Consider the following 24,091-nt stretch of genomic DNA (forward strand, 5'->3'; position numbering starts at 1 on the left):
ATAAATACACATTAGGTCAGTTATTTGTTGCATATATCTGTCAACCGCTATACGCGGGTCGTGTCTGATGGAAGTGGCTTCATTGCAACGGTTTGAAGGGTTCTGGGACCTGCGACCCAGGTTAATTACTGGTTAAACCTGACAATTAATTCTACAGATCCTGTGAATACTCTGACAGGACGTGGAACACATCGACGCCGAGGTCGGTGAACGAAAGGACGGGCAATGGCCGAGGAGGAAACGGTAACAGCTACCGAACAGCCTTCGGAAGCTGGGCCGGCACGTCAACGCACATGGCTACGCGGGAAGAACGTTCTTCTTTTTCTCGCGGTCTTCGTTTTCGGCTCCTTCATCGGAGTCGGAAGCTTCACGTTCCTCTACGCGAACGGCATTGGCTACCTCTACGACGAACCGGAGGGATGCGCTCAGTGCCACGCTATGGACGATTATCTGGAGGGATACAACAAGGGTAGCCACAAGGATGTGGCGACGTGCAATGACTGCCATATGCCCCATGACAACCTGGCGAAGTCGCTGTGGGTGAAGGCCGATAACGGCTTCTGGCACGCGTTGAAGTTCACGACCGGTGACTACCCGACGAATATCGAAATCCGTGAGTCAAACAGGCAGGTGACGAACGAAGCCTGCGTGTACTGCCACGGAGATTATCTCAGCGGCGTACATGAGGTTCGTGCTGAAGGTGACGAATTGGATTGCACAAGGTGCCACGAGACCGTGGGACATGCGAAGTGAGTAAGAAGATGAGTGACAACGAAACAACAAACAATGACGCGAAGGCTGTGAGGTCGTGGTCCGCGTCGAAAATCCTCATTGCTGTCATCGTGACTGCTCTCGTGACATTCGCTATGACGGCGCTGCTTCTCAACATTCTTGAGCGCAAGAATGAGGCGGCGCAGCCCTCGCACAATGTTGTCGAGCTGACTGACACGACGTATGACCCGGCAGTGTGGGGCCAGAACTACCCGCAGCAGTACGAGACATACCTGCAGACCGACGAAATGGTACCGACCCGGTATGCGGGTGCGCACGCAGTCGAGCAGGAGCCGACCGAGGACGATCCTCGGACCGAGGCATCTTCGTCGAGGCTCGAGGAGGATCCCAGGCTGGAGATCATGTGGGCCGGCTACCCCTTCTCCGTCGACTACACGCACGCTCGCGGACACGAGTACATGCTGGTTGACCAGATGTACACCCAGCGCGTGACGGACTTTAACCAGCCCGGCACGTGCCTGAACTGCCATGCTTCCATGCCCGAGATCTATAACGAGCTTGGTGATGGTGACATGAATGCCGGATTTGATGCGGTGAACGCACTCTCGTATGAGGAAGCGGTTGAGCACGCATCCGGTCCGATTGCCTGCATCGACTGCCATAACCCGGAAACCATGGAACTCCAGATCACGAGGCCTGCGTTTATCAACGGTATCGCCGATCTTAAGGCGGCGGAAGGCATTGAAGACTACGACGTCAACCGGGATGCGACAACGGACGAGATGCGGTCCTATGTGTGCGCCCAGTGCCACGTCGAATACTACTTCGACGGGGATGCTGGCAATCGCCTGACTTTCCCCTGGTCCGAGGGTATTCACATTGACGAGATCTGGGAGTACTACCAGAAGGATGGTCACATCGACTTCACCCACGAGATCACGGGAGCAGAGATCGTGAAGGCTCAGCATCCCGAATTCGACCTGTGGAGGAACGGTGTCCACGCCGATGCTGGCGTCTCCTGTGCGGACTGCCACATGGCATATGACCGTGCCGGGGCTCAGAAGGTCACCGATCACCAGATCAATTCCCCGCTGCTCGACACCAACCAGTCGTGCGGTACCTGCCACAGCGATGATTCGGACGTTCTCGTCAACCGAGTTGAAACGATCCAGGACCGTTTCATCGTTTCCCGCGACCAGACCTTCGATGCTCTTGTCAGCCTCATCTACAACATCGAGGCCGCGATTGAAGACGGTGTCGATGACGAGGCCATTGACCTGGCACGCGAATACCAGAACAAGGCCAGCTTCTACCTCGACTACGTGTACTCGGAGAACTCCTACGGGTTCCACGCACCGGACTACATTCAGTCGATCCTCATGTCCTCGATGGATGCATCGAGGAACGGCGAGCTTGCCCTGACCGGTAAGACAGCCGAGGAGCTTGAGCCTTCCGATATCTCCCAGGCAAACCTGGAGAGGAACGAGCAGAGGCGGTCTGCAGCTAATGAGTAAGAAGTCGGATTCCTTGCCCGCCTCCACGGGCGGGGACCCGAACGACATCCTTGCCTTCCTCGAATCGGCCCCGGAGTCGATTCGAGGATGGGCGGGGGAGCAGTCCAAGCTCATCCGGCAAGAACTGGATGCGCAGGCAACATCCGTGAAGCCGGCAACGACTGCGTCGGCGCCTCTCGACGAGAACGAAACGGCCCTCGCCGAACTCGACGAGTTCGAGGAAGAAGTGCCTGTCTTCCGTAAGAGGGCCAAAGCAAAGGCCGCACGCAAGGCGGCCAAGCCTGCGAGCGAGAATGCAGATAATGGACCGTCGGAACGCAAGGTCGTTCTTATCTCCCTTGCCGTTGCCCTCGTTGTCGGTATCGGCTCCAGCGCCTACTTCGCAAGCCGGTGGGAAACGCCGGAAACCAGTGCCTCGATGGGGATGCCGGCGGGACATCCCGATATCAGCGATGAGCCGGCCGTGTCTGTTGCCAAAATGGCGCAGGCTGAGGCCGCCCTCCAGGCGGACCCGGACAACGTTGACCTCCTCATCTCCATGGGCGGACTCCGCTTCGACAACGGCGAATACGAGGTTGCCGAAGAGCACTGGTCGAAGGCCATTGAGCTGGACCCGGAAAGCGTTGCTGGCCACTACTACATGGGCTTTGCCTACCTCGCTTCCGAACCCGCGCGCGAGCAGGAGGCCGTTGATTCGTGGAACAGGGTCATTGACCTTGCTCCCGACTCGGACTACGCGGCGAACGTGAAGATGCACGTCGACTCGCTCGGCGGAATGGGGGAAGGATCGGCCGATGAGTCGGCGGACCCTGCCGAAGAAACGACCGTCCCCGCCGAGGATGAATCTGTCCCCGCCGATGACGGGACGGTTCCTGAGGAGACCGAGGAGCCATGAGTATCGCGCTCGTCTTCCTCGCGGGTTTTGTTTCCTTCCTATCCCCGTGCTTCCTGCCGGTTGTTCCCGTCTTCTCAACCTATGTCGCGGGAACGAGTCCGGCACGGCCGGGATCGGAAGGCGGGGCGGTCCTGACCGCCACAAGAACCCGTGCGGCTGCCCGAGCCAGCGTCTTTGTTCTCGCGTTCTCCACCGTATTCGCGGGCCTTTGGATCCTCGTCGGACTCATCGGATACGTCGTGGGGGATTTCCGCGACACCCTCACCATCGTCGGCGGAATCATCCTCATCGCTCTCGGGCTCCACGTTGCTGGCCTCCTCCGTATTCCGGCCCTTGACCGCACCATCCGTGCGAAGGTTGATGGCGACAGTGATCCATCAGTCCGCAGGGCCGCTCTTCTCGGGCTGGCGTTCGGAGCAGGTTGGACCCCGTGTATCGGACCCGTTCTTGGTGGTGTCATCGGTATTGCTACGACGCAGAGCGTTGCAGAAGGAGCTCTCCTTCTTGCTGTTTACTGCGCAGGTCTTGGCATTCCCTTCATTCTTGTTGCTACCGGGCTCGGCGACGTTCTTGAGCGTACTGCCTGGATCAAGCGGCACTATCGGACGATCGAACTCGTCCTTGGACTTTTCCTCATCGTTATCGGTTTCCTCATGATCTCGGGCCTGCTGGAAAGACTGGCGGCCCTCGTCCCGGCGGTGGTGTAGCAACATGGCTGAAACAGTGAGACAGCAAAGCTCGGCTCCGGAGCTTCCCCCGGAGGAGGACGATGTTTCGCCCCTGACCCTCGTCAAGCGAATCTACGCCTTCTTCTACAACAAGACGGTCGGTCTGATCCTCATCATTCTCATGGCGGTTCTTGCGCTGTTCGGAACGATGATCATGCAGGCGCCGACAGGTACCTTTGACGATCCGATTCAGGCCGAGAGTTTCCTCGAGTCTGTCCGACCCAAGTACGGCATGTGGACCGATGTCCTCGCATTCCTTGGCTTCTTCCGGATGTACACGTCCCCGATCTTCCTGACCGTGAGCGCCCTACTGGCAGGCTCAATCATCGGTTGTACCGTGCACCGGTTGCCGCTACTGTGGCGGGCCGCCATGCACCCCCGCACTCACGTCTCCCAGGGTTTCCACCGTCACGCACAGAACCGTCGCCTCGTCACATCCGAGGAAGAGCCAGATGCGTTCCTGCAACGATCGAAGGACGTCTTCAAGAAGAACCGTTGGCGGATACTTGCCGATGATAGGGATCCGCGTGCCTATTACACGGATAAGAACCGCTTCGGTCCATTCGGAACGGCACTGGCCCATGCCGCGTTTGTTCTGATCATGGCCGCCTTCGTTGTCTCTTCTCTCTTCTCCTTTGAGCAGTTCATGGTCATCCCCGTCGGAGGCTCTGTCGAACTTGAGGATTCCAGTGTGGAAGTTCGCGCGGACAGTTTCGTTGATTCCTACAACGAAGACGGCAGGCCGATCGATTACGTGTCTGAGTTGACCATCGTTGATAACGGGACGGACATGGTCTCGCAGGAAGTGCGTGTCAACATGCCCCTTGCCTATGGGGGAGTGAAGTTCCACCAGACCTCGTACGGCATTGCCTCCAACGTTCACGTCACCGAGCTCGATGGAAATGTTGTCTTCGACGGTGCCGTGCCAATGCAGTGGACCTCGACGGATGGCACAAACTCCGTTGGCTCAATTGACGAGCGGGAAGACCTCGACATTCTGATCGTCACGCCCGCTTCGGGACGTACCGACTCCGTCATCCCGATTGGCTCGGCCATGGTCGAGATCTATCCCAGTGGGTCTAACGAACCGCTTGCTGTTACTCAGTTACCCCAGGGTGAGGCGGTGACCGTCGGCGACTTCGTGTTTACCTTCGAAGGCGAAGCCCAGTACACCGGTATCACTGCCCGTCATGATCCTGGCTCTCCGCTCCTTTGGATCGCGTCAATCTTGCTTGTTGTCGGCATGTTCATGACATTTGGCTTCCCGCACCGCAGGATCTGGGTCCGAGTCGATGATGATTCGAACCTGTCGCTTGCGTCCGTCGACAAGCACGACGCGATCTACGCCAATCAATTCAACCGGCTCATTGGTGAAATCGAGCAGAACCCCGAAAGGACCACCGATGCTTGAGACATTTGAATATTTTCTTTTGGCGGCAACGATCGTCGCTGCCCTTGCCCTGATTTGCGATGGTGCCTACCTGACATCTCGCAAGCATCAGGTCCGCAAACAGCCCAAGGTTCTGGCAGGTGCTGCGGGTAGTGGGATCGTCGACGGGGAGGACAATCCCGGTCCGATCCAGCCAGCATCGAGGAGCCCGAAGACGAAGGGGCTCGCCTGGTACGGTAGCGCCTTCACGATCGTCGCGTTCCTTCTCGTCACGGTGTATCTCATTGGCCGTATGAGCCTGACCGGCCACGGTCCGTTTGCCAACCAGCACGAGTTCGCCGTGTCGTTCACATGGGGGATCCTCGGCGCCTACCTGTTTTTCCTGTGGCGCTACCGGATCCGTATGCTCTCACTGGTTGTTATGCCGGTGGTGCTTGGCTTGATGATCTACGCCCAAAGCCTCGACACCGGCATCGAGCCACTCGTCCCGGCCCTCCAAAACAACCTGCTTCTGACTCTCCACGTCTCCACGGCAATCCTCGCCTACGGTGCTGCGTGCGTGTCGTTCGGTGGGGCCGTTCTCTACCTGGCTCATAAGCCCCTGTCGAAGAAGATCCGCCGCATGCCGTCCGCTGATCTCTTCGATGAAATCGGTTACAAGGCGGCGGTGTTCACCTTCCCGATGCTGACCATCATGATTCTCCTCGGAGCCCTCTGGGCAGATACTGCGTGGGGCAGGTACTGGGGTTGGGATCCGAAGGAAACGGCAGCGTTCGTGACCTGGCTTCTCTACGGTGCCTATCTGCACGCGCGCGTGGTCCGCGACTGGCGAGGTAAGCGTGCCGCCTGGCTCCTCATCGCCGGCTTTGTTGCCGTCCTCTTCGCCTACTTCGGCAACCACTTCTTCGGGGGTCTGCACTCCTATGGCTGATCAGGTACTTGACTGGCGGGAACGGATCCAGAACTCCCGGATCGGTTCCCTCCTCGTCGTGATCATCACGACCGTGATTGTCATCGCCGGTGTTCTCCTTGTCAAAGGCGGAAACGAAGAGGCGGCCGCGCTGTCGGAGATCGAACTCTCCGAGGAGGCCGCCGCCAAGCCCCCTGCCATTGGAGCACAAGCCCCGACGTTCAGCGGAATCGACCTCAACGGCGAAACCGTTGATCTTGAGAACATGGACGAACCCGTCTGGCTCATCTTCAACGCCACCTGGTGCACGGCATGTCGGGCAGAGACCCCACACATTCAGGAAGCCGAAGAAAAGTACGGGGATGACATCGATATCCTGGCGATTTACGTGAACGAATCTGAGAATGCTGTCCGGTCCTACACTGACCAGGTTGGGCTCAGCTACACCCACATGCTTGACCCCACAACAGAGATTGCTGCTGCCTATCGAACGATGGGGGTACCCGCTCACTTCTTCATCAACACCGATGGTACGGTTGCCTCGATCCATCAGGGAGCGATCTCGCCCTCCCAGATCGACAGGGCACTGGAGGGGCTTGGATAGACCCGCGCGACCGATGGATTATGAGTCCACTGCTTGTGGGGACTGCAGGAACGGGGGTTGATCAGGCCGACATGAAGAATCTAAACGTGGGAGGCAAAGTATCGCCTCCCACGTTCTGTTATCAGACGGAATCGCGCTCCGGGCCTATCGGTAGCGAATACTGACGTTGTTCGGGTTCGCGACGAGCAGGAGAAGAACGGTGGCTAACCCAACCAGCCTTTGGCTCTCGCAATATCGACTGCTTCGTGCCGATTCTTTGCACCGAGTTTGAGCTGTGCGGAGGACAGGTAGTTCCGGACGGTGCCTTCGGCAAGATGTGCGCGGCGGGCTATATCGGCGATCGGTGCTCCGTGCGCGGCAAGTTCAACGACGTCGGTTTCGCGCGGGGTGAGCGGTGAATCGCCGGCGGCGATCGTGTCGGCAGCAAGCCCGGGATCGACGACCCGTGAGCCGCGAGCAACGTCTCGAACTGCTTTCTCGAGGTCCTGGGCCATGGCGGTCTTGGGAAGGAACCCCGAGATCCCGGAGGACAGGGCTCGCTTGAGGTAGCCGGGCCGCGCGTGGGACGTGAGGATCATGGTCTTGAGTCCCGGGACCTTGTCCATGAGGGCGATGGCGGTGTCGATCCCGTCCATGCCACCCAGTTGCAGGTCGACAATGGCGAGGGTTGGCTCCAGGGCCGGTGCCAGCTTGAGGGCTTCCTCGCCGCTTTCAAATTCTCCTGCGACGTCGATGTCATCCATGAGACCCAGGAGACCTGCGATTGCGGAGCGGATCAGGTGCTCGTCATCGACGAGGATGATGCGGATCATGGGGCCTCCGGAAAGTCGAGCGTGAGAACGAACTGCTGTCCTTCACGATAGTGCGTGATCGTTCCATCGGTTCCGATGCGGCGAGCTAGTCCCGCGAGGCCCGTGCCATCTAACCGTTGCTCTTGGTCTGAATATCCCACACCGTCGTTGATGATTTGCACGCCGTCGGCACCGAGAGTGATGGAGACCTGGGTGGCGTTGGAATGCCTAATGATGTTTGTCGTGGCCTCGCGGATAAGAGCGGCAGTATGGGTGGCCCGTTCGGGGCTGAGCTCGTGTGCGCGTCCCGTGAGGGTGACGCGAGCTCCGGAGGCCTCAAGGAGGGAAATTGCCCCTTCCATTTCCATTGCCAGGTCGGGTGCCTGGTAGCCGCGGACGAGGGCACGGACCTCGTCAAGTGAGGAGTTGGCGAGAGATGAAACCTCGGCAAGCTGCGCGCGGGCACGGTGGTCCCCGCGAGCCATGAGCTGGTCGGCCAGCTGGGCTTTGAGCGAGATCGCGGCGAGATTGCGGCCCATGACGTCGTGCAGGTCGGCTGAGAAGCGGAGTCGTTCGCGGGCTACGGCAAGATCAGCTTCGGTTTGTTTAGCCTTTTCGAGGTCTCCGATGACAACGACGTACCAGAGTGACATCTTGACCGATCCCCAGAACACGAAGGTGACGAAGGCGATTGCTACCACCTGGATGAATTGGTTTCCGGGGATAAGTGCAGTTGCTCCACCTGACAGCAGAGCAACGAGGAGTGACACCGAGTTTGGTCCGCTTGCGGTGACACAGATGAGGGCGGTGATGAAGAGCGAGGCTGCGGTCGAGGCCGCGGAGAGAGTCTGGTCCGGGGAATCCGTGAGTATGGCTGCGATCGCGGTGATCGCCGGGACAACAAAGAGGGAGGCCGCCTCGAGCTGGGTCGATTTCTCCCGCAGATCTGATCCGCGGAACAGCCACTTGCCGTACACAACCGCGAGGATGATCAGCCCGGGCAGGAGGAAGGTGAGCGTGAACGGGTCGGAGAGGTGTCCGAAGTCGGCGGTGACCATCATTGGGCCGATGAGGACGACGGGGATGAAGAGGATAAGACCCCAGAGGGACCACGCGAAAGTGCGGTAGAGCCTGCGCGACTCTTTCGTGGTGAATTCATCGTGCGGCTCGTACCGCCACCTTGCGCGGGTCATGGGGGACATGGGCTTCATAGTAAAAGACTAGGACCGCTTCGCCCAACGGAATCGCTTTGCCGCATACAGGGCGGGAAGGACGGTCCATGCGAGCAGGATCAGGACGGGCTGGCCGAGCTCCGCAAAGTCGACGGGGCCAAACCAACTGGCGGAGAGGAGTTCCGCAACGGGGGCCGTCGGCAGGAACTGGCCGATCTGGTAGAGCGTTGAGGTCGTGTCCGGCATGAGCGGAACTGCGGCGCCCAGGAACACGAGGATGATGAACGGCATCGAGGTGATCTGGGCGGACTCGGCTGTGCGGGTCGAAATCGAGGTCGCGAACGCCATGACAACAAACATCGCTGCGGTCACGAGAATGGTTGCGATCATGAGCGGAATGTTGACTGGGATATCCAGGCCAAGCGCGGGGACAGAAATAGCAATTGTTGCAAACGCCATGAGGACCCCGACGAGGAAGCCGGGAGCGGATACCGAGGTGAGGATCGTGGCGTCGGAGACCTCGCCGCCCCGCAGGCGCTGGAGGACGGATTCTTCGCGGCGGTTCACGATGGCTGACAGCGGGTTGTAGAAGGCAACGAAGACGAGGCCAAACAGCACGATGAGAGTGATGACGGAAGCGAGGAGCCCGTGGACTCCTTCAACGTCTGCGAGATCGCGGAACAGGAAGGGCGCCGCCAGCGGCATGATGAGCGCGTAGAAAAGCTGGAGGGCGTTGCGGCGCAACAGGACGAACTCGGCCTTGGTAAGCGAAGCCCAGCGGGAGAAAGGGGAAACGCGGGGTGTATCTACGGTCGTTGTCATGGTTACTTTCCTTCTGCGATGTCGAGGAACACGGATTCGAGGGACGCGGCGGAAGCCTTGAGGCCAGACAGTTCAGTGCCCGTTTCCTCTGCCCAGGCAAGCAGCTTTGCGAGGTCCTTCTGGAGCTGGTGGGTTGTGATCGTTGTTGTCCCGCGGTGGGACGTTGCCCTGGATTCGAACTCGACAGGAATGGCGAGCTCGTCGAACTTGATTGTCGAGGGGTGACCGGCAACGACCGAATCGGATGTTCCGGAGGTGACGATCTTTCCCTCATGCATGATGGCGAGCCGGTCGCACAGGTACTCGGCTTCCTCCAGGTAGTGCGTGGTCAGCACGATTGTTGTGCCGGAGGACTGGATGGAGGCGATGAGCTCCCAGGCTTGCCGGCGAGACTCTGGGTCCAGGCCCGTTGTGGGCTCGTCCAGGAACAGAAGCTGGGGCTGTCCGATGATGGCGCAGGCCAAGTCCAAGCGTCTCACTTCACCGCCGGAAAGTGATGAGACGCGAACGTTGGCGCGGTGATCGAGGCTTACCCAGTCCAGGACTGTGCCAACGGGAAGCGGGTTCGACAGGGTGCCCGCCCACATGGACAGGGTTTCCCTGGCCGTCAGGTCGGTCGGGAAACCGCCTTCCTGCATCATCAGTCCCTGGCGGGGCCGGACCTTCTTCCTGTCTTTGATGGGGTCAAGGCCAAAGACCTTGACGGTTCCGGCGGAGGCCTTTGCCAGGCCTTCCAGGATCTCAAGAGTCGATGTCTTGCCCGCGCCGTTCGTTCCGAGCAGGCCAAAGATCTCACCCTCGTAAATGTCGAAATCAATACCGTCGACTGCCGTGAAGGAGCTACCGTATGTGCGGGTGAGGCCGCGGGCCGTGAGGACTGGTGTCGTATTCATGGCTATCAGTCTTCCGGGAACGAGGAAAGCCCAGTAGAGCGCACTGTCACCCGAGTTCATGAAGATGTGTGGGAGCAACTACTGACATTTGTCACGAGGCCCAAACCGGTGATGTCGGCAAAGTAGTCTTGGGGTTAGTCGTTGAAAGGTCACCATGCAAAACGCGTTACGGGGCAGGAAAACAACCCTCCTGCGGCTTCTTATCCTCATCGTCTGGCTTGTTGTTGGCGCTGTCGGCGGAATGGCTCAGGGTCAGCTGTCCGGCGTCCAAGAAAACGATCAGGCGCTCTATCTTCCCGAGTCAGCCGAATCGACCAGGGTTGCTGAGAAAGTCGGGGAATACAGCGACTCCACCTCGCTTCCGGTCTTTGTTGTGTTTGAAACCGATAGCGGTGACCCGTTAACAGGCGAGCAGATCGCTGCCCTGAACGAAGCCGCCCAGGGAGTGCCGGGTATTGCTATGCCGGGCGGTAAGACCCTTGCCGACTTCCTCGATAACTCGCAGTCTGCCTTTGTTCCGGCCGAGAGCGGAACTGCCGGCATGTGGCCCATTTCGCTCGACTCCACCCAGATCAAGGACCTGGACGCGAACGGCGATCCCGTTCAATCCAGCTCCGTGGAAGCCATCAGAGCGTACGTTGCCGACACGGTGGACGGCATGGAAGGTATCACTGCCTACACGACCGGCCCGGGTGGCCTCGTAGCCGACCTCGGGAATGCCTTTGCAGGAATCGATCTCGTGCTCCTGCTTGTCGCCGTGGTCCTTGTCTTCATTATTCTCATCATTGTCTACCGGTCTTTCCTGATCCCGATAGCGGTCCTTCTGACGGCGGTCTTTGCGCTCTGCGGTGCTGGCCTGCTCGTTTACTTCCTGGCGAACGCCGAGATTGTCCTCCTGTCGGCCCAAACCCAGGGCATCCTCTCCATCCTCGTCATTGGCGCGACAACGGACTATTGTTTGCTGATCGTTGCCCGCTACCGAGAAGAACTCGCCCGAATCCAGAACACGAAGGGAGCCATGAGGCAGGCGCTCAAGGCTACCTGGGAGCCTATTATTGCCTCCGCGGCCACGGTGATCGCGGGCCTGCTCTGCCTCCTCCTGTCGGACCTGCGAGTCACGTCCTCCCTCGGTCCCGTCGCCGTCATCGGAATCATCTTCTGTGTCCTGGCAGCTCTCACCCTCCTTCCCGTTCTGCTCCTGATCCCGGGCAGTCGTTCGCGAGCCATGTTCTGGCCCGCCAAGGTTCCCGGTCCCTCAGAAACGACCGAAACCGACCTCATGGCGCAGCATGGCTTCTGGTCAAAGTCGGCACGCTTTGTGGCCCGAAACGACCGCAAGGTGTGGATCACAACGGCGATCGCGCTCCTTGCGCTCGCAGCATTTGCTCCGACCTTCCAAGCCAAGGGCCTGTCCCAGACCGACACGATTCTCGGCGAGACAGAATCGGAAGACGGGCTGGAGGTCCTCTACGAGAACTTCCCGCAGGCCGCCTCGGCACAGCCCCTCTCCGTGCTTGCTCCTGCGGATAGTGCTGAGGACGTCATCGCTACCATTCAGTCCGTTGAGGGTGTGGCCTCTGCCGAGCTCACAACAAACGACAGCGGCCCAATTGTTGTCGATGGTGAGGTCCTCATCAGCGTTGCCACGACGGCACCGTCGGAGGCCATGGAAGCGCAGGAAACTGTCGCGGATATTCGTGACGCTGTGGAAGGCATGGATGTGGCTGTTGGCGGCGATGCTGCCACGCGCCTCGACACCCAGCAGACGGGAACGTCCGACCTCATCAAGGTCGTGCCCGTCACGCTCCTTGTTGTTGTCCTCATGCTCATGGTGCTTCTCCGCTCCATCGCAGCGCCGCTACTCGTTCTGGGAGCGAACATCCTGTCGTTTGCGGCCACGATGGGCTTGGCGGCACTGGTCTTCAACCATGTTCTGTCCTGGCCCGGTTCGGATGCTTCGGTCCCGCTCTATTCCTTCATCTTCCTCGTTGCCCTATCGATCGATTACACGATTTTCCTCATGACGAGAGCACGAGAAGAGTCACTCGAGTACGGCACGCGGGAAGGAATCGTCCGCGGCGTTGCCGTCACCGGCGGTGTTATCACGTCCGCGGGTCTCGTCCTTGCCGCGACCTTCGCGGCTCTGACCGTGATCCCGTTGCTCTTCATGGTCCAGCTGGCGCTCATTGTGGCCGCAGGTATTCTTCTCGATACCTTTGTCGTTCGCACTCTCCTTATCCCGGGCCTCGTCCACCAGATCGGCAACAAGGTGTGGTGGCCCTGGCACGAGAAGATGGTCGAAGCCGAAGAAAAGAAGCAGATCGAAGGTGACCGAAAAGACACCCGCGTCTAGGGCAGCATTCATCCGCACCTGGCAGTTGCACCGGTGACTCAGAACCGGGTGCATGGCCTGCCTGGCGAAGAGCTCTGTGGTCATAACGGCTTGATGGTGACGGCGGAGCACTCTCGGTCAACGGGGGAGATCTCGTTGCACTTCGATGCCGTGAGCTACCGCGGACGCGACTGTGGGCCCAAGCGTTTGCTTGGGCCCACAGCGGTTAGTGACGCTCGGTCAGCCAGCCGTACTAGCGGCGTACGCCGGGAGTATCTGTTCCGTTGCCATCCCAGTCACCAATGAGGACGGTATCTGCCTCGCGACCGTAGGCGAACTCGCTGTCGGCGTTGCCGCCCCTCAGCTCATTGGAGACGAAGTACCGATCGCCGCGGCGTACCGCGAACGTGTCGTTGCCGTCTCCGTCCCAGTCACCAACGAACATTTCATCATTGGCGCGTCCGTAGACGAATGCGGTGTCGTGGGTGGTGCTATCCCACGTGTTCGAGAGCAGGTAGGTCTTGCCCTCGGCGTCTGGGATAGGGGTGGGGTCGCCGGGCTCTTCCGGTTCGGTGGTAGATGCAGCGACCGTGAAGACCGACAGGGGAGAGGTGCCGGTTCCGCCGGTGGCGTTCTCTGCAACTGCGTACCATCCGTAGGTGGTACCGGGCTCGAGTCCTGTCCAGTCGGCAGTGGCGCTCGCGCCGGAGGCTACGGTGTCGCTACCAATCTCGATGTCCGAGTAGGCGGTGACGAGCACGGAGTCGGTTGCGATGCTGGTGGTGCGAGTATTGAGGTTGATCGGGACAGTGAACTCGTCCTCGGTGCCGTCGTACTCGCGGTTCGTTGCGGAGTCGTACTCGTGTGCGCCGTGATCATCCAGGCGTGCCGAGTACGTGTTGACCGACATCTCGGAACGATCAACATCGAACTGGAGGAGCCTCTTGTAGCCCGCGGTCTTCTCACCATCAACGAGGTATTCCTGGTAGTCAGCGAGTAGCTCGACAACGTGGTGGCCGTCTTCGGCAACGTTGTGGCGCACGTTCGTGCCGACGCCGTGGACGTGACCGGAGAGTACGAGGAAGATGTTCGGGTTCTGGGAAACAACCTTCTCGTAGATCGCTTCGCCCCAGTGGGCGGTGTGGGATGCTCCGCGAGCATCGGTTGCCGTGGAGGCGTTGATGTACTCGTGGGAGGCAAGGATCGCGTTGCGGTCGGGGTACTGGGCGAGAACCTCGTTGGCCCAGGCCAGTTCCTCATCCGTTGCCATGTAGCCGAGGTGCACGACGAGGAAGTCCTGCCCGGAAGCGGTGAAGAGATCGTAGTGGTTCTGGTTATCTCCCGGCTTCCAGGGGCCACCGTATTCGGCATTTTCCCAGGTCTCGGATAGTGCCTCGTAGCGTTCTGGACCGAAGTACTCGTTGTACAGGGAGTTGTCGGTACCGTACTTGTTGTCGTGGTTACCAGGCAGGACGCCGTTGGGGATTCCTGCCTCGTCCAGGATGGTCTGGGCCTCGTCAGCGACCGCGTACTGGTCGCGGGCGTGCCCGATCCACTCCGGATCGTTCGTGATGACGTTGTCGTCGTTAACGAGGCCGCCCGTGTGCACGGCATAGGCGATCTTGCGCTCGTCAGCGTTATCCGCAATCCACTGGGTGGTGTCCAGATAGGCGTCGCGGAAGCGTTCAGCGGCGGCACCCTCCTGGTCGACTGCGCCCTCGGCAAGGTACTGCGTGTCAGTGTTGTGGGCGATTGAGAAGTCGTATGTTTCGGGATCCCGGAACTCGTCCGTGACCTCGCCAGCAATGTCATCCGTGAACGGATCGTAGCCCTCGACAAGCAGGTGAACCGTGCCGTCGGTGATGTGGGCGGGCTGTGCGATACCGGTGAGCTCGGTCAGGCCGTCCGCGGTACCGCGGGAATCCTGCAGGAGCTGCCAAATCTGCTCTTCACCATCCCAGACGTGAAGGCGTGCGCCGCGTGCCGGATCGACTTCACCGGACCAGGAGATCACCTGATCGGATGATGATTCGTCAACGGGAACATCGAAGCGCTGGAACGTGACCTCTTCCGCGGCAGGGCTGCGGAGCGTCTCGTCATCACCGGGGGCGAGGCCGTCGGTGCCGGCTTCTTCTTGGCCGGTGAAGTTCAGCTGGTTGAGGGGCAGGGAAGGCGTCGTGCCCTGCGCCGCCATCTCCGGCATGCGGGGCGTTGCCTCGTAGAACGTGGTATCAACATCCCCACCGTGCGGATCGGTGACGGTGGTGGACAGGGTCACGGTTCCCTCGGTCCCGGACGTGCCGGAAACGGGTGACAGGTCGCCGAAGACGGGCGTGTTCGGGTGAGTGGTGAAGGAAACGATGTGAACGGAGGTGTTGCCGAGCTCGTCGGTTGCTTCGATCCGGAGCTCGTGCCCGCCCGCCGCCATCTCGTCGCTCGACAGCGTGTCACCAATATTGATGGGGTTGCCGTCGAGAGTGAGGGTGGGTGCCCCCGCTACGCCAGCATCATCAGCAAGTGTTGCGTCGATCGTGACCTCGCCGAGGACTTCGTCTCCGTCGGCCGGCACGGAGGAGGAGAGGGCGGGGCCGGTGTTGTCGACAATGACCTCGGTCGTTGTCTCGGCGTCTCCGGCCGCTGCCGTGATGGTGTGGGTGCCATCCTCAAGTTCGGTGGTATCGAGCTCAAGGAGCAGGCCCGAGTTCGGGCCCGGCTCATCATCAACATTGAACGAAAGTGTGAGGTGGCGGGGCTTGTTGGAGGAACCGCAGTTGCCGTCACCGATGTTGTAGTAACCGTCAGCGTCAACAGCGGGTCCCGTAATCGGGTTGTCCGGGTTCGTGTACTGTGTGCCGTCTGGTCCCTGAAGGCGGAAGTTTGCGATCCATCGTCGTGGTTAAGCCCGCACGTTGATGCTCGGGTGCCCGTCCAAAACTCAATGGAGTTCTCACCGGTTGTGAGCAGCTCCGCCGGAACGTTGATCGGGTGATCGTTAACGTGCGCGATCTGTTCGAGGATCGCCACGCGCTCGCCGTTGACAAGCAGGTAGTTCGAATAGGCGATCTCAATCGCGGCCTTGACGTCGAGCACCAATGCCGAGTCGGTCTCGTCCAGATACTCCGAGCCGAGAGTTTCCCGGGCGTCAGCCGCCGCTGCTCCGTCAACCCGGATCGCCGTTGGATTAGCTCCCGGGGAACTCGGAGACGACACAACCGTGTGCGTCCCAGAAATGCGCTGAGCATCCTCCAGGTTAAGGGTGGGGGAGCCATCCTCAACCTGTCCCGGATCGGGCTCGATCGGCGCCCACTGCACCCCCGTATCGGTGCTTGACGTGTCATCGTTGACTGCTGTTGCCATTCCGGGCGTCGCAAACAGCAGTGTGAGGGCTGTTGCCGCCGCGGCGGTCCTGCGTGGAGGCAGGGGTCTCATGTGATCTCCTAGTCGTTGTGGCCAGTAGAGACCTTGCCACGCTACGAGGGGGAGATGACGGTCACTTAACCGACAGGTTACGGCTTGGCGATTTTGTTCATGAGCTGGCCCGAAATGTCACTGACCTGCACAGGCGGCGTTAACATTGGTTGTCGTGGACCAACCCAAACGGCTGTAGGGGAGCCCGGATGTACCAGGGTGATTTGTCCTTATTGCCCCGATTGAGGCCAAACGATGAGACATGGCTCGGCTCGGCCTGGTGCTGCGCCTGGTCCGAAGCTAGGGGTTCGGCCCAGGAGTGGCTAGGGTTTGGCCATGCCGGGTGCTCGGAAACGCCTTAGGTTAGCCGATGTTGACCTGGACGCCGGGGTTAACCGGGGTGTGCTTGCTGGCCTTCGACAGGAAGGCAACGAGGAAGTTTTCGTTCGCTGGGGCAAGCTGCCAGCTAGAGAACTTTGCGTCGATAACCAGACCAGCATCCAACGCATCCGCCTCGAACTCCGCGAAGTCATAGCCGCGTCCGGCACCAAAGCCAATGGTGATCCGGCCATCGTCAGCCAGGTGCTCATGCAGCCGTTGTAGGGAAGGGAGACGCTCATGGCCGGCGAGGAATGTCATGACGTTACCGGCGGAGACAATATGGTCGAACTTTGCGAGCCCGGTATCAGTTTGGAGCTGGAAGGTAGCGAGGTCACCAACAACCCACTGTGCGGTCGGGTGATCTTCTTGAGCTACCGAGATGAGATAAGGGTCAAGGTCGATTCCAATGACCTGGTGGCCGCGGCGAGCCAGATAGCCACCGAGCCTGCCAGATCCACAGCCAGCGTCAAGAATCCGAGATCCGCGCTCCGCGAGTGCATCGACCAGGCGTGCCTCACCGTGAATATCGTGACCGGCACTCTCGAGGTTCCGCCACCTCTCCGCATAGCGAATCGCATGATCGGGATTCTGACTCGTCACGGATTTCCAGACATTGTGCTCGGGCGCGCTCATACGCTTAAGTATCGACCTTTAATGTCGGGGTGTCGAACCGCGATAGGTGATCGGTGACTGCGTTGAGCCCACATTTGCATGAGTCTCCATTCCGCCAGGCGGAATGTCGGTATTCTGCGCCGACACCGCTCGCCAGATGCCAGCCGCAAGCTTCTGGGCCACAACCGTGAGCACCGTTCGCCTCTCATCGAGCTCCCGGCCGTCGGGATCGACCTGACCGGTCACGATAAGCCTGCCAACGACAACGGCGTGATCGTCACCGAGCGTTTTCACCGTCGTACGTCCCACCCTCATTGAGCTCTGGCCGAAGATCTTCTCGAAACCGTAGGCGTGTGCCGTTTTAATCTTCTCCCTGGTGTTCCACCAGAGACCCGTGACGTTCACAAAGGTTGCGTCGGGGGCAAAGATCGAGGCCAGCTCATCGGCATCGTGCCTGTTCCAGGCATCCCGGAACGCATGCAGAACGCCTTTGGGGGAGTCAGGCAATGAAACATCCGTCATGATCGGTCTTTCGATGAGGGCAAGTTGGGTGAGGGCAAGTAAGGCGTTGATGTAGAGAACAAGCGACGTGTTAAAGACCGCTGTGGGGCCGCATAGCGCGGCCCCACAGGCAAGAAGTTTGGTGGATCAACCGCACCTGGCGAGCATGGCTCATGAGAGCCCAAGCAACGGTGCGGGGGATCCGGCTACGGCATTGGCCCTAGACCAGCTCGGCGTTGACCGTGATCTCTGCCGATGCGTAGAGACGCGACACGGGGCATCCCGCCGCTGCGTCGTTCACGGCGGCCTCAAAAGCATCCTGCTCCATGCCGTCAATCTGAGCCTTCAGGGTGAGGGCCGAGGTGGTGATGGTCGGGTTGCCATCCACCTCGTCGAGGGTAACCTCCGCGCTCACCTCGAGACGCTGAGGAACAAGGTTGTCCTTGCTGAGACGGTCATTGAACGCCATGGCAAAGCAGGAAGAGTGAGCCGCAGCGAGAAGCTCCTCGGGGCTGGTCTTGCCCTCGGGAGCGCGGGTGCGGGATCCCCAGGTGACGACCTGGTCGTCAAGAACAGAGGAGGAAGAATTCGAGAGGACGCCCTTGCCGGACGGCAGGTCGCCTTCCCACGTCGTCGTTGTATTGCGTGATGCGATAGCCATGATGATCTCCTTAGCTTTTCTGCCCGGCAGTGAGCCGAGCCTCGATGTCGGAGTGCATTCATTCTTCGCCCGCAGTGTGGCCCAGGTCAACGGTGCCAAGCTGTTGGCGAAGAACCTTGCAATCAAAGCCCGCCAGCTGTGGCACGTTCGCCAGGTGGTGGTGAGATGGTGCCGGGCGAGCCGAGAATGATACCCGGAGAACTGTGACATGTCACCGTCGTGGGGCCCATGGGGAACAACGTAGACTGGGCAAAGCATTAACGAAAGGGAGGTCGCGTGGCAACCGACGATAAGGACGACATCGAGACGCCGTTCAACGAGAAGGAAGCGATCCGCAAGCAGCGGAAGCAGTTCATTCTGTTCGCGCTCGCGGGACTCTTCATGCTGATCATCGCGTTCTTCGCGGGGCGCACCGTGAAGGAATGGGTATCTGACGATGAGTCGGCTCCCGTCGGTGTCTCGATCGTTCAGGAGGTTAGCTATGTCGCGTGAGCGGACGATGTGGGAAGGGAAGCTTGAGGATGGAACGACGCTTGTTGTCACCGAGAGCTTCGGACGCATCGTCGACGGTTCTGAAACGGTCAAGGAATGGCCGTGGGTTAACTACGCCTCGGGAGAGTGGGAAGGCGAAGCCGGAACATTCGAGGCGACAGCGATTGCCGACGACGTTGATGACCTGATCCTCGAGTTCGGTCCCCAAACCGATATCAGCGTTGGCCTGGTGATCTCCGACCGCATCGAGTCCTCGATTGTCTACCAGGAGACCGCCCTTGTCACCGATGCTGGCTGGGTTCGGGTGTTCGTCAGGCGGAACCCGGACGGCACCATGTTTACCCAGTCGCTGGGCTTCAACATTGATGATGCTGACCCGGCCACGGTGGAAAAGGTTGTTCTGGAACTGGAGTACGCGGTGCGCGAAGCGGTCGGGATGCCGATCGACTAGTGCCATTCAGCACAGTTCTGGCAAAAGGCAAGAACGAGTTTGAAACCTCGCGGCGTTGCTTGCTAAAGTCACTGTGTTGCCTTCCCGCATAGCTCAACGGCAGAGCATTCGACTGTTAATCGAAGGGTTGCTGGTTCGAATCCAGCTGCGGGAGCCACCGGCCCCGGACCACGAGTCCGGGGCTTTTTAGTTTTACTGCCCGCGATTCGAAAGCCGAGTTGTAGGTCAAGTGTGTCTGGCCCACGGGCGCTGTGGGTTAAGTGTCAAAAAGTGTGTCCTTATTTGGTGCGTTGCGGGCCAGTTCCAGAATGTTGATCAGAGGTACAAGAAGGGGCGGGGCGGACTTTGAGCCACCCCGCCCCAAGCAGTGCCTGACTATGCGCCCTTCAAGCCCTTGAGTCCCTTGGAGACTTGGAGCCTGCTGGAGTCGGACGTGTGGGCCTTAAGCAGACCTAAGAATTGCGCGGACTCGGCCGTTGTCGTCTGTGTTTCTCGATCAATAAGCGCCTTGAGAAGTCGGACAGAAGGGCCGTGGTTGTCGGCGATTTGGTCGGCAAGCTCGCGAGCTAACGCGAGCGCCTTGCCCCGCTCAACGACCTCGCTGACAAGGCCAGCTTCGCGGGCCCGGGTGGCGGTGTAGAACCGGCCGGTCAGAAGAAGATCGGCGGCGACTTTCGTGGGGACGCGGGAGGCAATATAGGTGCCGCCGCCTCCGGTGACGCCGATCCGTGCTTCGGGGTAGCCGAACTGTGCGCCATCCCCGGCTACGACGATGTCGCAGCTCTGACTGAGAACAAAACCGGCTCCCACCGCATATCCCTCGACGGCGGCAACGAGCGGCTTGGTGAGCTTGATGGTGAAGTTCGGGTAGGCGCGGGAATCATCTTTCGGGGAGTGTTAAAGTCGGCTCCCGCACAGAACGCTGCATCACCGGTTCCGTAGACGAGGCCGACGGCAAAGTCGTTCGCTTCGAGTTTCTCGTACGCCGCACCCAGCAGATCAACGGCCTCCTGGGTAAGCGAGTTGCGCTTGTGGGGACGATTGATCCGAATTTCGAGGACGGCTCCCCGTTCGGTCACAATGATGGGGGCATCGCCCTGGATCTTGTTGAGGGTCATGTCAGCTCACCTTCCTGGTGTCGAGTTCCCAGCCGTCTGCCGTGACGGAGGCGATGACTTCGTCCGTGTGTGCACCGAGCTTTGGAGGTACCTCTGCGGTTGCTGGTCGGTCGGTTCCAACAAACCGGTAGGGGGCGTTGAAGACGTAGTAGGGATCGCGGTTGTCTTCGCGGATTTGCGCGAGCTGTCCACTTTCTTGAAGGAGCCCACGGTCATAAATGTCCTGGTAACTGGAGACCTGACCGTTGGCGATCTTGATCGAGTCGAAAGCTTCTCCGGCCTGTTTGACAGTCCAGCCTTTACGGTCGAGTGCGGACTGGAGGCGCTTCCACAGCTCGTCCTGGTTTGCCAGCCGCCGGTCGTTTGTTTCAAACAGGGGATCGGCGATGAGTTCGGGGACGTCGAGGACCGTGCATAGGGCCTCCCAGTGCTTGGGAAGGTATGCGGAGAAAATGACGTATCCGTCCGTCACTTCGTGGATCTCTGCGGCGGGGGCGACGGCGGGTTCGCGGTTACCGATCCGGCCCGGATTCTCGCCACCCTGGAGGAACAGGCCCCAGTAGTAGGTTTGGGCGTGCAGGCCACCCTCGAACAGGCTTGTCTCAACCTCTGTTCCTTCCCCGGTTTGTAGGCGCTGAATGATCGCCGCCAGGATGCCCTGCAGGAGCGAATCGCCCGTGGCAACGTCAACCGGGTTGTAGGGAAGTTTGAGCGGGCCGCTCTCTTCGGTCCCGTTCACCCAGATCATGCCGGTCTCGGCCTGGCCGATTCCGTCAAACCCTTTATCGTGTGCCCGAGACGTGTTGGAGGGGAAGCCGCGTATCGATCCGTAGATAAGGGCGGGGTTCTGTTCGCGAAGCTGCTCGCCTCCGAGGCCGTGACGCTCCATGGAGGAGGCGGAGATGTTGTGGATGACAATGTCGGCCCCGAGCGCGAGCCGTTGCGCAATCTCCTCATCTTCTGGATCATTCAGGTCAAGAACGACCGACTTCTTCCCGTGGTTAAAGGTCTCGAAGATCGAGGAGGCCGCGCTACCTGTCGTGGGGCGGGTGGGGTCACCGGCGGGATTCTCCACTTTAATGACCTCGGCACCGAGGTCGAGAAGCGCCTGACCGACGGAGGGTGCGGCGATGAAGTGGGAGAATTCCACCACCCGCCATCCACTCAGTGGTTTCTGTTTGATCCCCATAAATCTGGTCCTTTCAGGGTTGCCGTTCGCGGAGAAGCAAGCGGCTGACTTAAGCCATTCGTTTCGTCAAATCGGGGTTTTCTGGGTTTGCTTGTGGGTGCTCGCGGGTGGCCAAGCATCTGCGGCCTGGCGGGAGTATCCGCGACGCGGTGGCTACGCTCGTTCACGATGGCGGGTTAGGCCGCCGCGAGGGAACTGCCGAGGAACTGTTTGGTGCGGGGATGACGGGGATTGAAGATGACATTTCGGGCGGGTCCCTGTTCAACGATTTGCCCGTCGTCCATGAAGATCACGCGGTCGGCGACTTCGGAAGCGAACGTCATTTCATGGGTGACGATCACCATCGTCGTGTGCTCGGCGGCGAGCTGGCGGATAACGGTGAGAACCTCTCCGACGAGCTCCGGATCTAGTGCAGACGTGGGTTCGTCGAGGAGAATCGCTTCGGGGTTGATGGCAAGTGCGCGGGCGATGCTGACTCGCTGAGACTGCCCTCCCGATAGCGTGATTGGGTACTGGCGCTCAACGTCGGCGGTGATGCCAACGCGGCGCAACAGATCCTGTGCGATCGTCGTTGCCTCGATACGATGCGCAACTTTCCGCATTTCGATTGAGTCGCGAACATTGTTGAGCGCGGTGCGATTGCGGAACAGGTTGTAGTGCTGGAAAACCATCGCCGTCTTTGACCGCAGGGCCCGGGCGGCGCTGTGCGGGATCTTGCCCTCGGCGCTGATCTGAGCATCGCCGATCTTGATCGTCCCAGCATCCGGGGATTCCAGCAGGTTGAGGCAACGTAAGAGGGTGGATTTGCCGGAGCCGGATGGCCCGACAACGGCGACAACTTCGCCGCGGTGAACCTCAAGGTCGATGCCTTTGAGTACCTCGTTGGTTCCGAAGTTCTTCCGAAGGTTGTGAACGGTGATCATGTTAACCTCACGTAGGGTCGGCTCATGCGTGCCTCGAGGACGCGGACGAGCTGTTCGAAAATGACAATGATGGCCCAGTAGAGCAGGCCCACCATCAGGTAGGTCTCCAGGTAACGCAGATTCGCAGCCGATACCATCTGTGCGCTTGCGAACATGTCGGTGATTCCGAGAGTGAAGACGATCGATGTTTCTTTGACCAAGCCGATGAACACGTTGGCGGTTCCGGGCAGGGCGTTGTAGGCAGCCTGGGGCAGAATGTAGCGGCGATAGATTTGTTCGTGGCTCAGCCCGAGGCTGAGGCCCGCCTCCCGCTGGTCCCGATCAACGGAAATAAGGGCGGCTCGGAAGATCTCGGCCAGATACGAGGCCCCCTTCAGCCCGAGGCCAACAACGGCCGCCGTGAGAGCATCCACCGCCCTCATGCCCGGAATGATCTGGGGTAGGCCGTAGTAGATGAGAAAGAGCATGACCAGGCCGGGGATGCCACGGAAGAACGAAATGTAGAAGATCGCTACTTCGTTGAGAACCGGGACTTTTGTGAACCGGACCAGGGCCAGGACAACGCCGACTGCGACGGACAGCACCATGGCAAGAGCTGCCAGCAGCAGTGTCGTTGGCACGTAGCCCAGCAGATCCGGCAGTGCCTCGAGCATATAGCTCGGATCAAAACCCTTCATTACTCGGCACCGCCCGGAAAGGTTCCGCTGTACGGATCGGGCACCATGTGGTCCTCGGTGGGCACGGTGAGATCATCGTCGAAGTACTTTGCCGAGATATCTGTGAGTGTGCCGTCCTCTTCCATCTCGTCGAGCGCGCCTGAGATATCGGCGGCAAGCTGACGGCCACGCTCCGTGTCGGCGAACGGGAAGCGGGTCTGCTCGAACGTGAGGAACTCGCTGACAATCCTCACGTCAACGTCCTGCACCGCGATCATGGCCGAAATTGAAGAAATTGGGGAGGCATAGCCGTCCGTACGGCCCAGCTGGGTATCCGTACGAGCCTGCTGCGGTCCGTCATAGGCGCGCACGGTTGCGCCATTGCCGGTCTCTTCGATCCAGGCAAGCGTAGCCGTTTCGTTGGTTGAGCCAGCTCCGGTGGCGATCACCTTGCCGGCCAGGTCATCCGCTGTCTGGATTGCGTCATTATCCCCACCGGTGGAAAGCACCACCCCGCCATAGGCATAGGCCCGCGTGAACACGTAGGTTTCGCTCCGCTCTTCGGTCCACGTGAGGTTTGTTCCCGTGGTGTCGATCCGGCCGGAGGAAACGGAGCCCATAAGGCCCGGGAAGTCCATCGTCTGGAACTCGACCGTGTAACCCGCACGCTCCGCGGCCTCCGTGATGACATCCGTGTCGAAGCCGGTCAGCTCACCGTCCTCCAGAAAGGAATGAGGAAAGCTCGTCCCCGTGCCGCCCACGACAATGACGTTGCTGTCCGCACCATCATCCCCACCGCCGCAGGCGCTCAGAGTGAGCATAAGGGCCGCACCCGCGGCAGCTAGACGGGACAGATTCTTCGTTGTTCGGACCATGGTGGTCTCTCCTTTTGGGGTTTCTATCGGTGGCTAATTGA

General features: G+C 60.0%; 25 protein-coding genes and 1 tRNA gene. 12 read left to right on the forward strand and 14 right to left on the reverse strand.

The window, feature by feature from the left end:
- Positions 1-225 precede the first annotated feature (225 nt).
- The 7 genes from nrfH to EJ997_RS01820 are packed head-to-tail and all read left to right on the forward strand — an operon-like array spanning position 226 to position 6,773.
- On the forward strand, positions 226-753 hold the full coding sequence (gene nrfH / locus EJ997_RS01790) for a cytochrome c nitrite reductase small subunit (RefSeq protein WP_126703064.1): 528 nt from the start codon (positions 226-228) through the stop codon (positions 751-753).
- An 8-nt stretch (positions 754-761) separates the two neighbouring features.
- Entirely contained in the window at positions 762-2,246 is a 1,485-nt protein-coding gene (locus tag EJ997_RS01795; RefSeq protein WP_126703065.1) for an ammonia-forming cytochrome c nitrite reductase subunit c552, read from the forward strand.
- On the forward strand, positions 2,239-3,141 hold the full coding sequence (locus tag EJ997_RS01800) for a tetratricopeptide repeat protein (RefSeq protein ID WP_126703066.1): 903 nt from the start codon (positions 2,239-2,241) through the stop codon (positions 3,139-3,141). Before EJ997_RS01795 ends, EJ997_RS01800 begins: the two co-directional genes overlap by 8 nt.
- On the forward strand, positions 3,138-3,848 hold the full coding sequence (locus EJ997_RS01805) for a cytochrome c biogenesis CcdA family protein (protein WP_126703067.1): 711 nt from the start codon (positions 3,138-3,140) through the stop codon (positions 3,846-3,848). The genes EJ997_RS01800 and EJ997_RS01805 overlap by 4 nt, the downstream gene beginning before the upstream one ends.
- Before the next feature lie 4 nt (positions 3,849-3,852).
- Positions 3,853-5,280, forward strand: coding sequence for a cytochrome c biogenesis protein ResB (locus EJ997_RS01810; RefSeq protein WP_126703068.1), 1,428 nt, complete (start codon positions 3,853-3,855; stop codon positions 5,278-5,280).
- Entirely contained in the window at positions 5,273-6,190 is a 918-nt protein-coding gene (gene ccsB / locus EJ997_RS01815; RefSeq protein WP_126703069.1) for a c-type cytochrome biogenesis protein CcsB, read from the forward strand. Before EJ997_RS01810 ends, ccsB begins: the two co-directional genes overlap by 8 nt.
- Positions 6,183-6,773, forward strand: coding sequence for a TlpA family protein disulfide reductase (locus EJ997_RS01820; protein WP_126703070.1), 591 nt, complete (start codon positions 6,183-6,185; stop codon positions 6,771-6,773). The genes ccsB and EJ997_RS01820 overlap by 8 nt, the downstream gene beginning before the upstream one ends.
- 203 nt (positions 6,774-6,976) lie before the next feature.
- Here the strand turns inward: EJ997_RS01820 and EJ997_RS01825 are convergent, their stop codons facing one another.
- Genes EJ997_RS01825 through EJ997_RS01840 form a run of 4 tightly spaced genes read right to left on the reverse strand, consistent with a single transcriptional unit; the run spans position 6,977 to position 10,451 of the window.
- Complete coding sequence (locus tag EJ997_RS01825; protein WP_126703071.1) at positions 6,977-7,585, reverse strand: response regulator transcription factor; 609 nt, start codon at positions 7,583-7,585, stop codon at positions 6,977-6,979.
- A complete protein-coding gene (locus EJ997_RS01830; protein WP_126703072.1) occupies positions 7,582-8,775 on the reverse strand; it encodes a sensor histidine kinase in 1,194 nt (397 codons plus the stop codon). The genes EJ997_RS01825 and EJ997_RS01830 overlap by 4 nt, the downstream gene beginning before the upstream one ends.
- Before the next feature lie 9 nt (positions 8,776-8,784).
- Positions 8,785-9,558: an ABC transporter permease gene (locus tag EJ997_RS01835; RefSeq protein ID WP_126703073.1), complete on the reverse strand. Its 774-nt coding sequence runs from the start codon at positions 9,556-9,558 to the stop codon at positions 8,785-8,787.
- 2 nt (positions 9,559-9,560) lie between these two features.
- A complete protein-coding gene (locus tag EJ997_RS01840; protein WP_126703074.1) occupies positions 9,561-10,451 on the reverse strand; it encodes an ABC transporter ATP-binding protein in 891 nt (296 codons plus the stop codon).
- 154 nt (positions 10,452-10,605) lie between these two features.
- Here EJ997_RS01840 and EJ997_RS01845 point away from each other — a divergent pair, with 154 nt between their 5' ends.
- Positions 10,606-12,804, forward strand: a complete 2,199-nt coding sequence (locus tag EJ997_RS01845) for an MMPL family transporter (protein WP_126703075.1) — start codon at positions 10,606-10,608, stop codon at positions 12,802-12,804.
- Between the two features lie 232 nt (positions 12,805-13,036).
- Here the strand turns inward: EJ997_RS01845 and EJ997_RS01850 are convergent, their stop codons facing one another.
- The gene (locus tag EJ997_RS01850; RefSeq protein WP_126703076.1) at positions 13,037-15,352 is read right to left on the reverse strand and encodes a metallophosphoesterase; all 2,316 of its coding nucleotides are present in this window, start codon (positions 15,350-15,352) and stop codon (positions 13,037-13,039) included.
- An 81-nt stretch (positions 15,353-15,433) separates the two neighbouring features.
- Here EJ997_RS01850 and EJ997_RS01855 point away from each other — a divergent pair, with 81 nt between their 5' ends.
- Positions 15,434-15,772 (forward strand): hypothetical protein, encoded by a 339-nt coding sequence (locus tag EJ997_RS01855; protein WP_126703077.1) that lies wholly within the window; start codon positions 15,434-15,436, stop codon positions 15,770-15,772.
- A 782-nt stretch (positions 15,773-16,554) separates the two neighbouring features.
- On the opposite strand, the gene EJ997_RS01860 is transcribed toward EJ997_RS01855, so the two are convergent.
- The 3 genes from EJ997_RS01860 to EJ997_RS01870 all read right to left on the reverse strand — a co-directional run bounded on the left by EJ997_RS01860 (position 16,555) and on the right by EJ997_RS01870 (position 18,346).
- Positions 16,555-17,172 carry a class I SAM-dependent methyltransferase gene (locus EJ997_RS01860; RefSeq protein WP_228201546.1) on the reverse strand — a complete coding sequence of 206 codons (618 nt, stop codon included), beginning with the start codon at positions 17,170-17,172 and terminating at the stop codon, positions 16,555-16,557.
- Positions 17,173-17,223: 51 nt separating this feature from the next.
- A complete protein-coding gene (locus tag EJ997_RS01865; RefSeq protein ID WP_126703079.1) occupies positions 17,224-17,706 on the reverse strand; it encodes a YybH family protein in 483 nt (160 codons plus the stop codon).
- Positions 17,707-17,905: 199 nt separating this feature from the next.
- The gene (locus EJ997_RS01870; RefSeq protein WP_126703080.1) at positions 17,906-18,346 is read right to left on the reverse strand and encodes an OsmC family peroxiredoxin; all 441 of its coding nucleotides are present in this window, start codon (positions 18,344-18,346) and stop codon (positions 17,906-17,908) included.
- Between the two features lie 276 nt (positions 18,347-18,622).
- Between EJ997_RS01870 and EJ997_RS01875 the strand changes: the two genes are divergently transcribed.
- From EJ997_RS01875 to EJ997_RS01885, 3 genes are all read left to right on the forward strand, one after another.
- Complete coding sequence (locus EJ997_RS01875; RefSeq protein ID WP_126703081.1) at positions 18,623-18,838, forward strand: hypothetical protein; 216 nt, start codon at positions 18,623-18,625, stop codon at positions 18,836-18,838.
- Positions 18,828-19,289, forward strand: coding sequence for a hypothetical protein (locus tag EJ997_RS01880; protein WP_126703082.1), 462 nt, complete (start codon positions 18,828-18,830; stop codon positions 19,287-19,289). Before EJ997_RS01875 ends, EJ997_RS01880 begins: the two co-directional genes overlap by 11 nt.
- A gap of 82 nt (positions 19,290-19,371) precedes the next feature.
- A tRNA-Asn gene (locus EJ997_RS01885) sits at positions 19,372-19,446 on the forward strand.
- 218 nt (positions 19,447-19,664) lie between these two features.
- Here the strand turns inward: EJ997_RS01885 and EJ997_RS13685 are convergent.
- The 6 genes from EJ997_RS13685 to EJ997_RS01915 form a co-directional block, all read right to left on the reverse strand.
- Positions 19,665-20,099: an enoyl-CoA hydratase/isomerase family protein gene (locus tag EJ997_RS13685; protein WP_265936837.1), complete on the reverse strand. Its 435-nt coding sequence runs from the start codon at positions 20,097-20,099 to the stop codon at positions 19,665-19,667.
- Positions 20,054-20,407 (reverse strand): enoyl-CoA hydratase-related protein, encoded by a 354-nt coding sequence (locus tag EJ997_RS13690; protein ID WP_126703084.1) that lies wholly within the window; start codon positions 20,405-20,407, stop codon positions 20,054-20,056. The genes EJ997_RS13685 and EJ997_RS13690 overlap by 46 nt, the downstream gene beginning before the upstream one ends.
- Position 20,408: 1 nt before the next feature.
- The gene (locus EJ997_RS01900) at positions 20,409-21,596 is read right to left on the reverse strand and encodes a CaiB/BaiF CoA transferase family protein (protein ID WP_126703085.1); all 1,188 of its coding nucleotides are present in this window, start codon (positions 21,594-21,596) and stop codon (positions 20,409-20,411) included.
- 176 nt (positions 21,597-21,772) lie between these two features.
- On the reverse strand, positions 21,773-22,519 hold the full coding sequence (locus tag EJ997_RS01905) for an amino acid ABC transporter ATP-binding protein (protein ID WP_126703086.1): 747 nt from the start codon (positions 22,517-22,519) through the stop codon (positions 21,773-21,775).
- Positions 22,516-23,196, reverse strand: a complete 681-nt coding sequence (locus tag EJ997_RS01910; RefSeq protein ID WP_206501749.1) for an amino acid ABC transporter permease — start codon at positions 23,194-23,196, stop codon at positions 22,516-22,518. The genes EJ997_RS01905 and EJ997_RS01910 overlap by 4 nt, the downstream gene beginning before the upstream one ends.
- A complete protein-coding gene (locus EJ997_RS01915; protein WP_126703087.1) occupies positions 23,196-24,050 on the reverse strand; it encodes a transporter substrate-binding domain-containing protein in 855 nt (284 codons plus the stop codon). The genes EJ997_RS01910 and EJ997_RS01915 overlap by 1 nt, the downstream gene beginning before the upstream one ends.
- Positions 24,051-24,091: the final 41 nt, after the last annotated feature.

Source organism: Flaviflexus ciconiae, assembly GCF_003971195.1.
In the GTDB taxonomy this organism is placed as follows: domain Bacteria; phylum Actinomycetota; class Actinomycetes; order Actinomycetales; family Actinomycetaceae; genus Flaviflexus; species Flaviflexus ciconiae.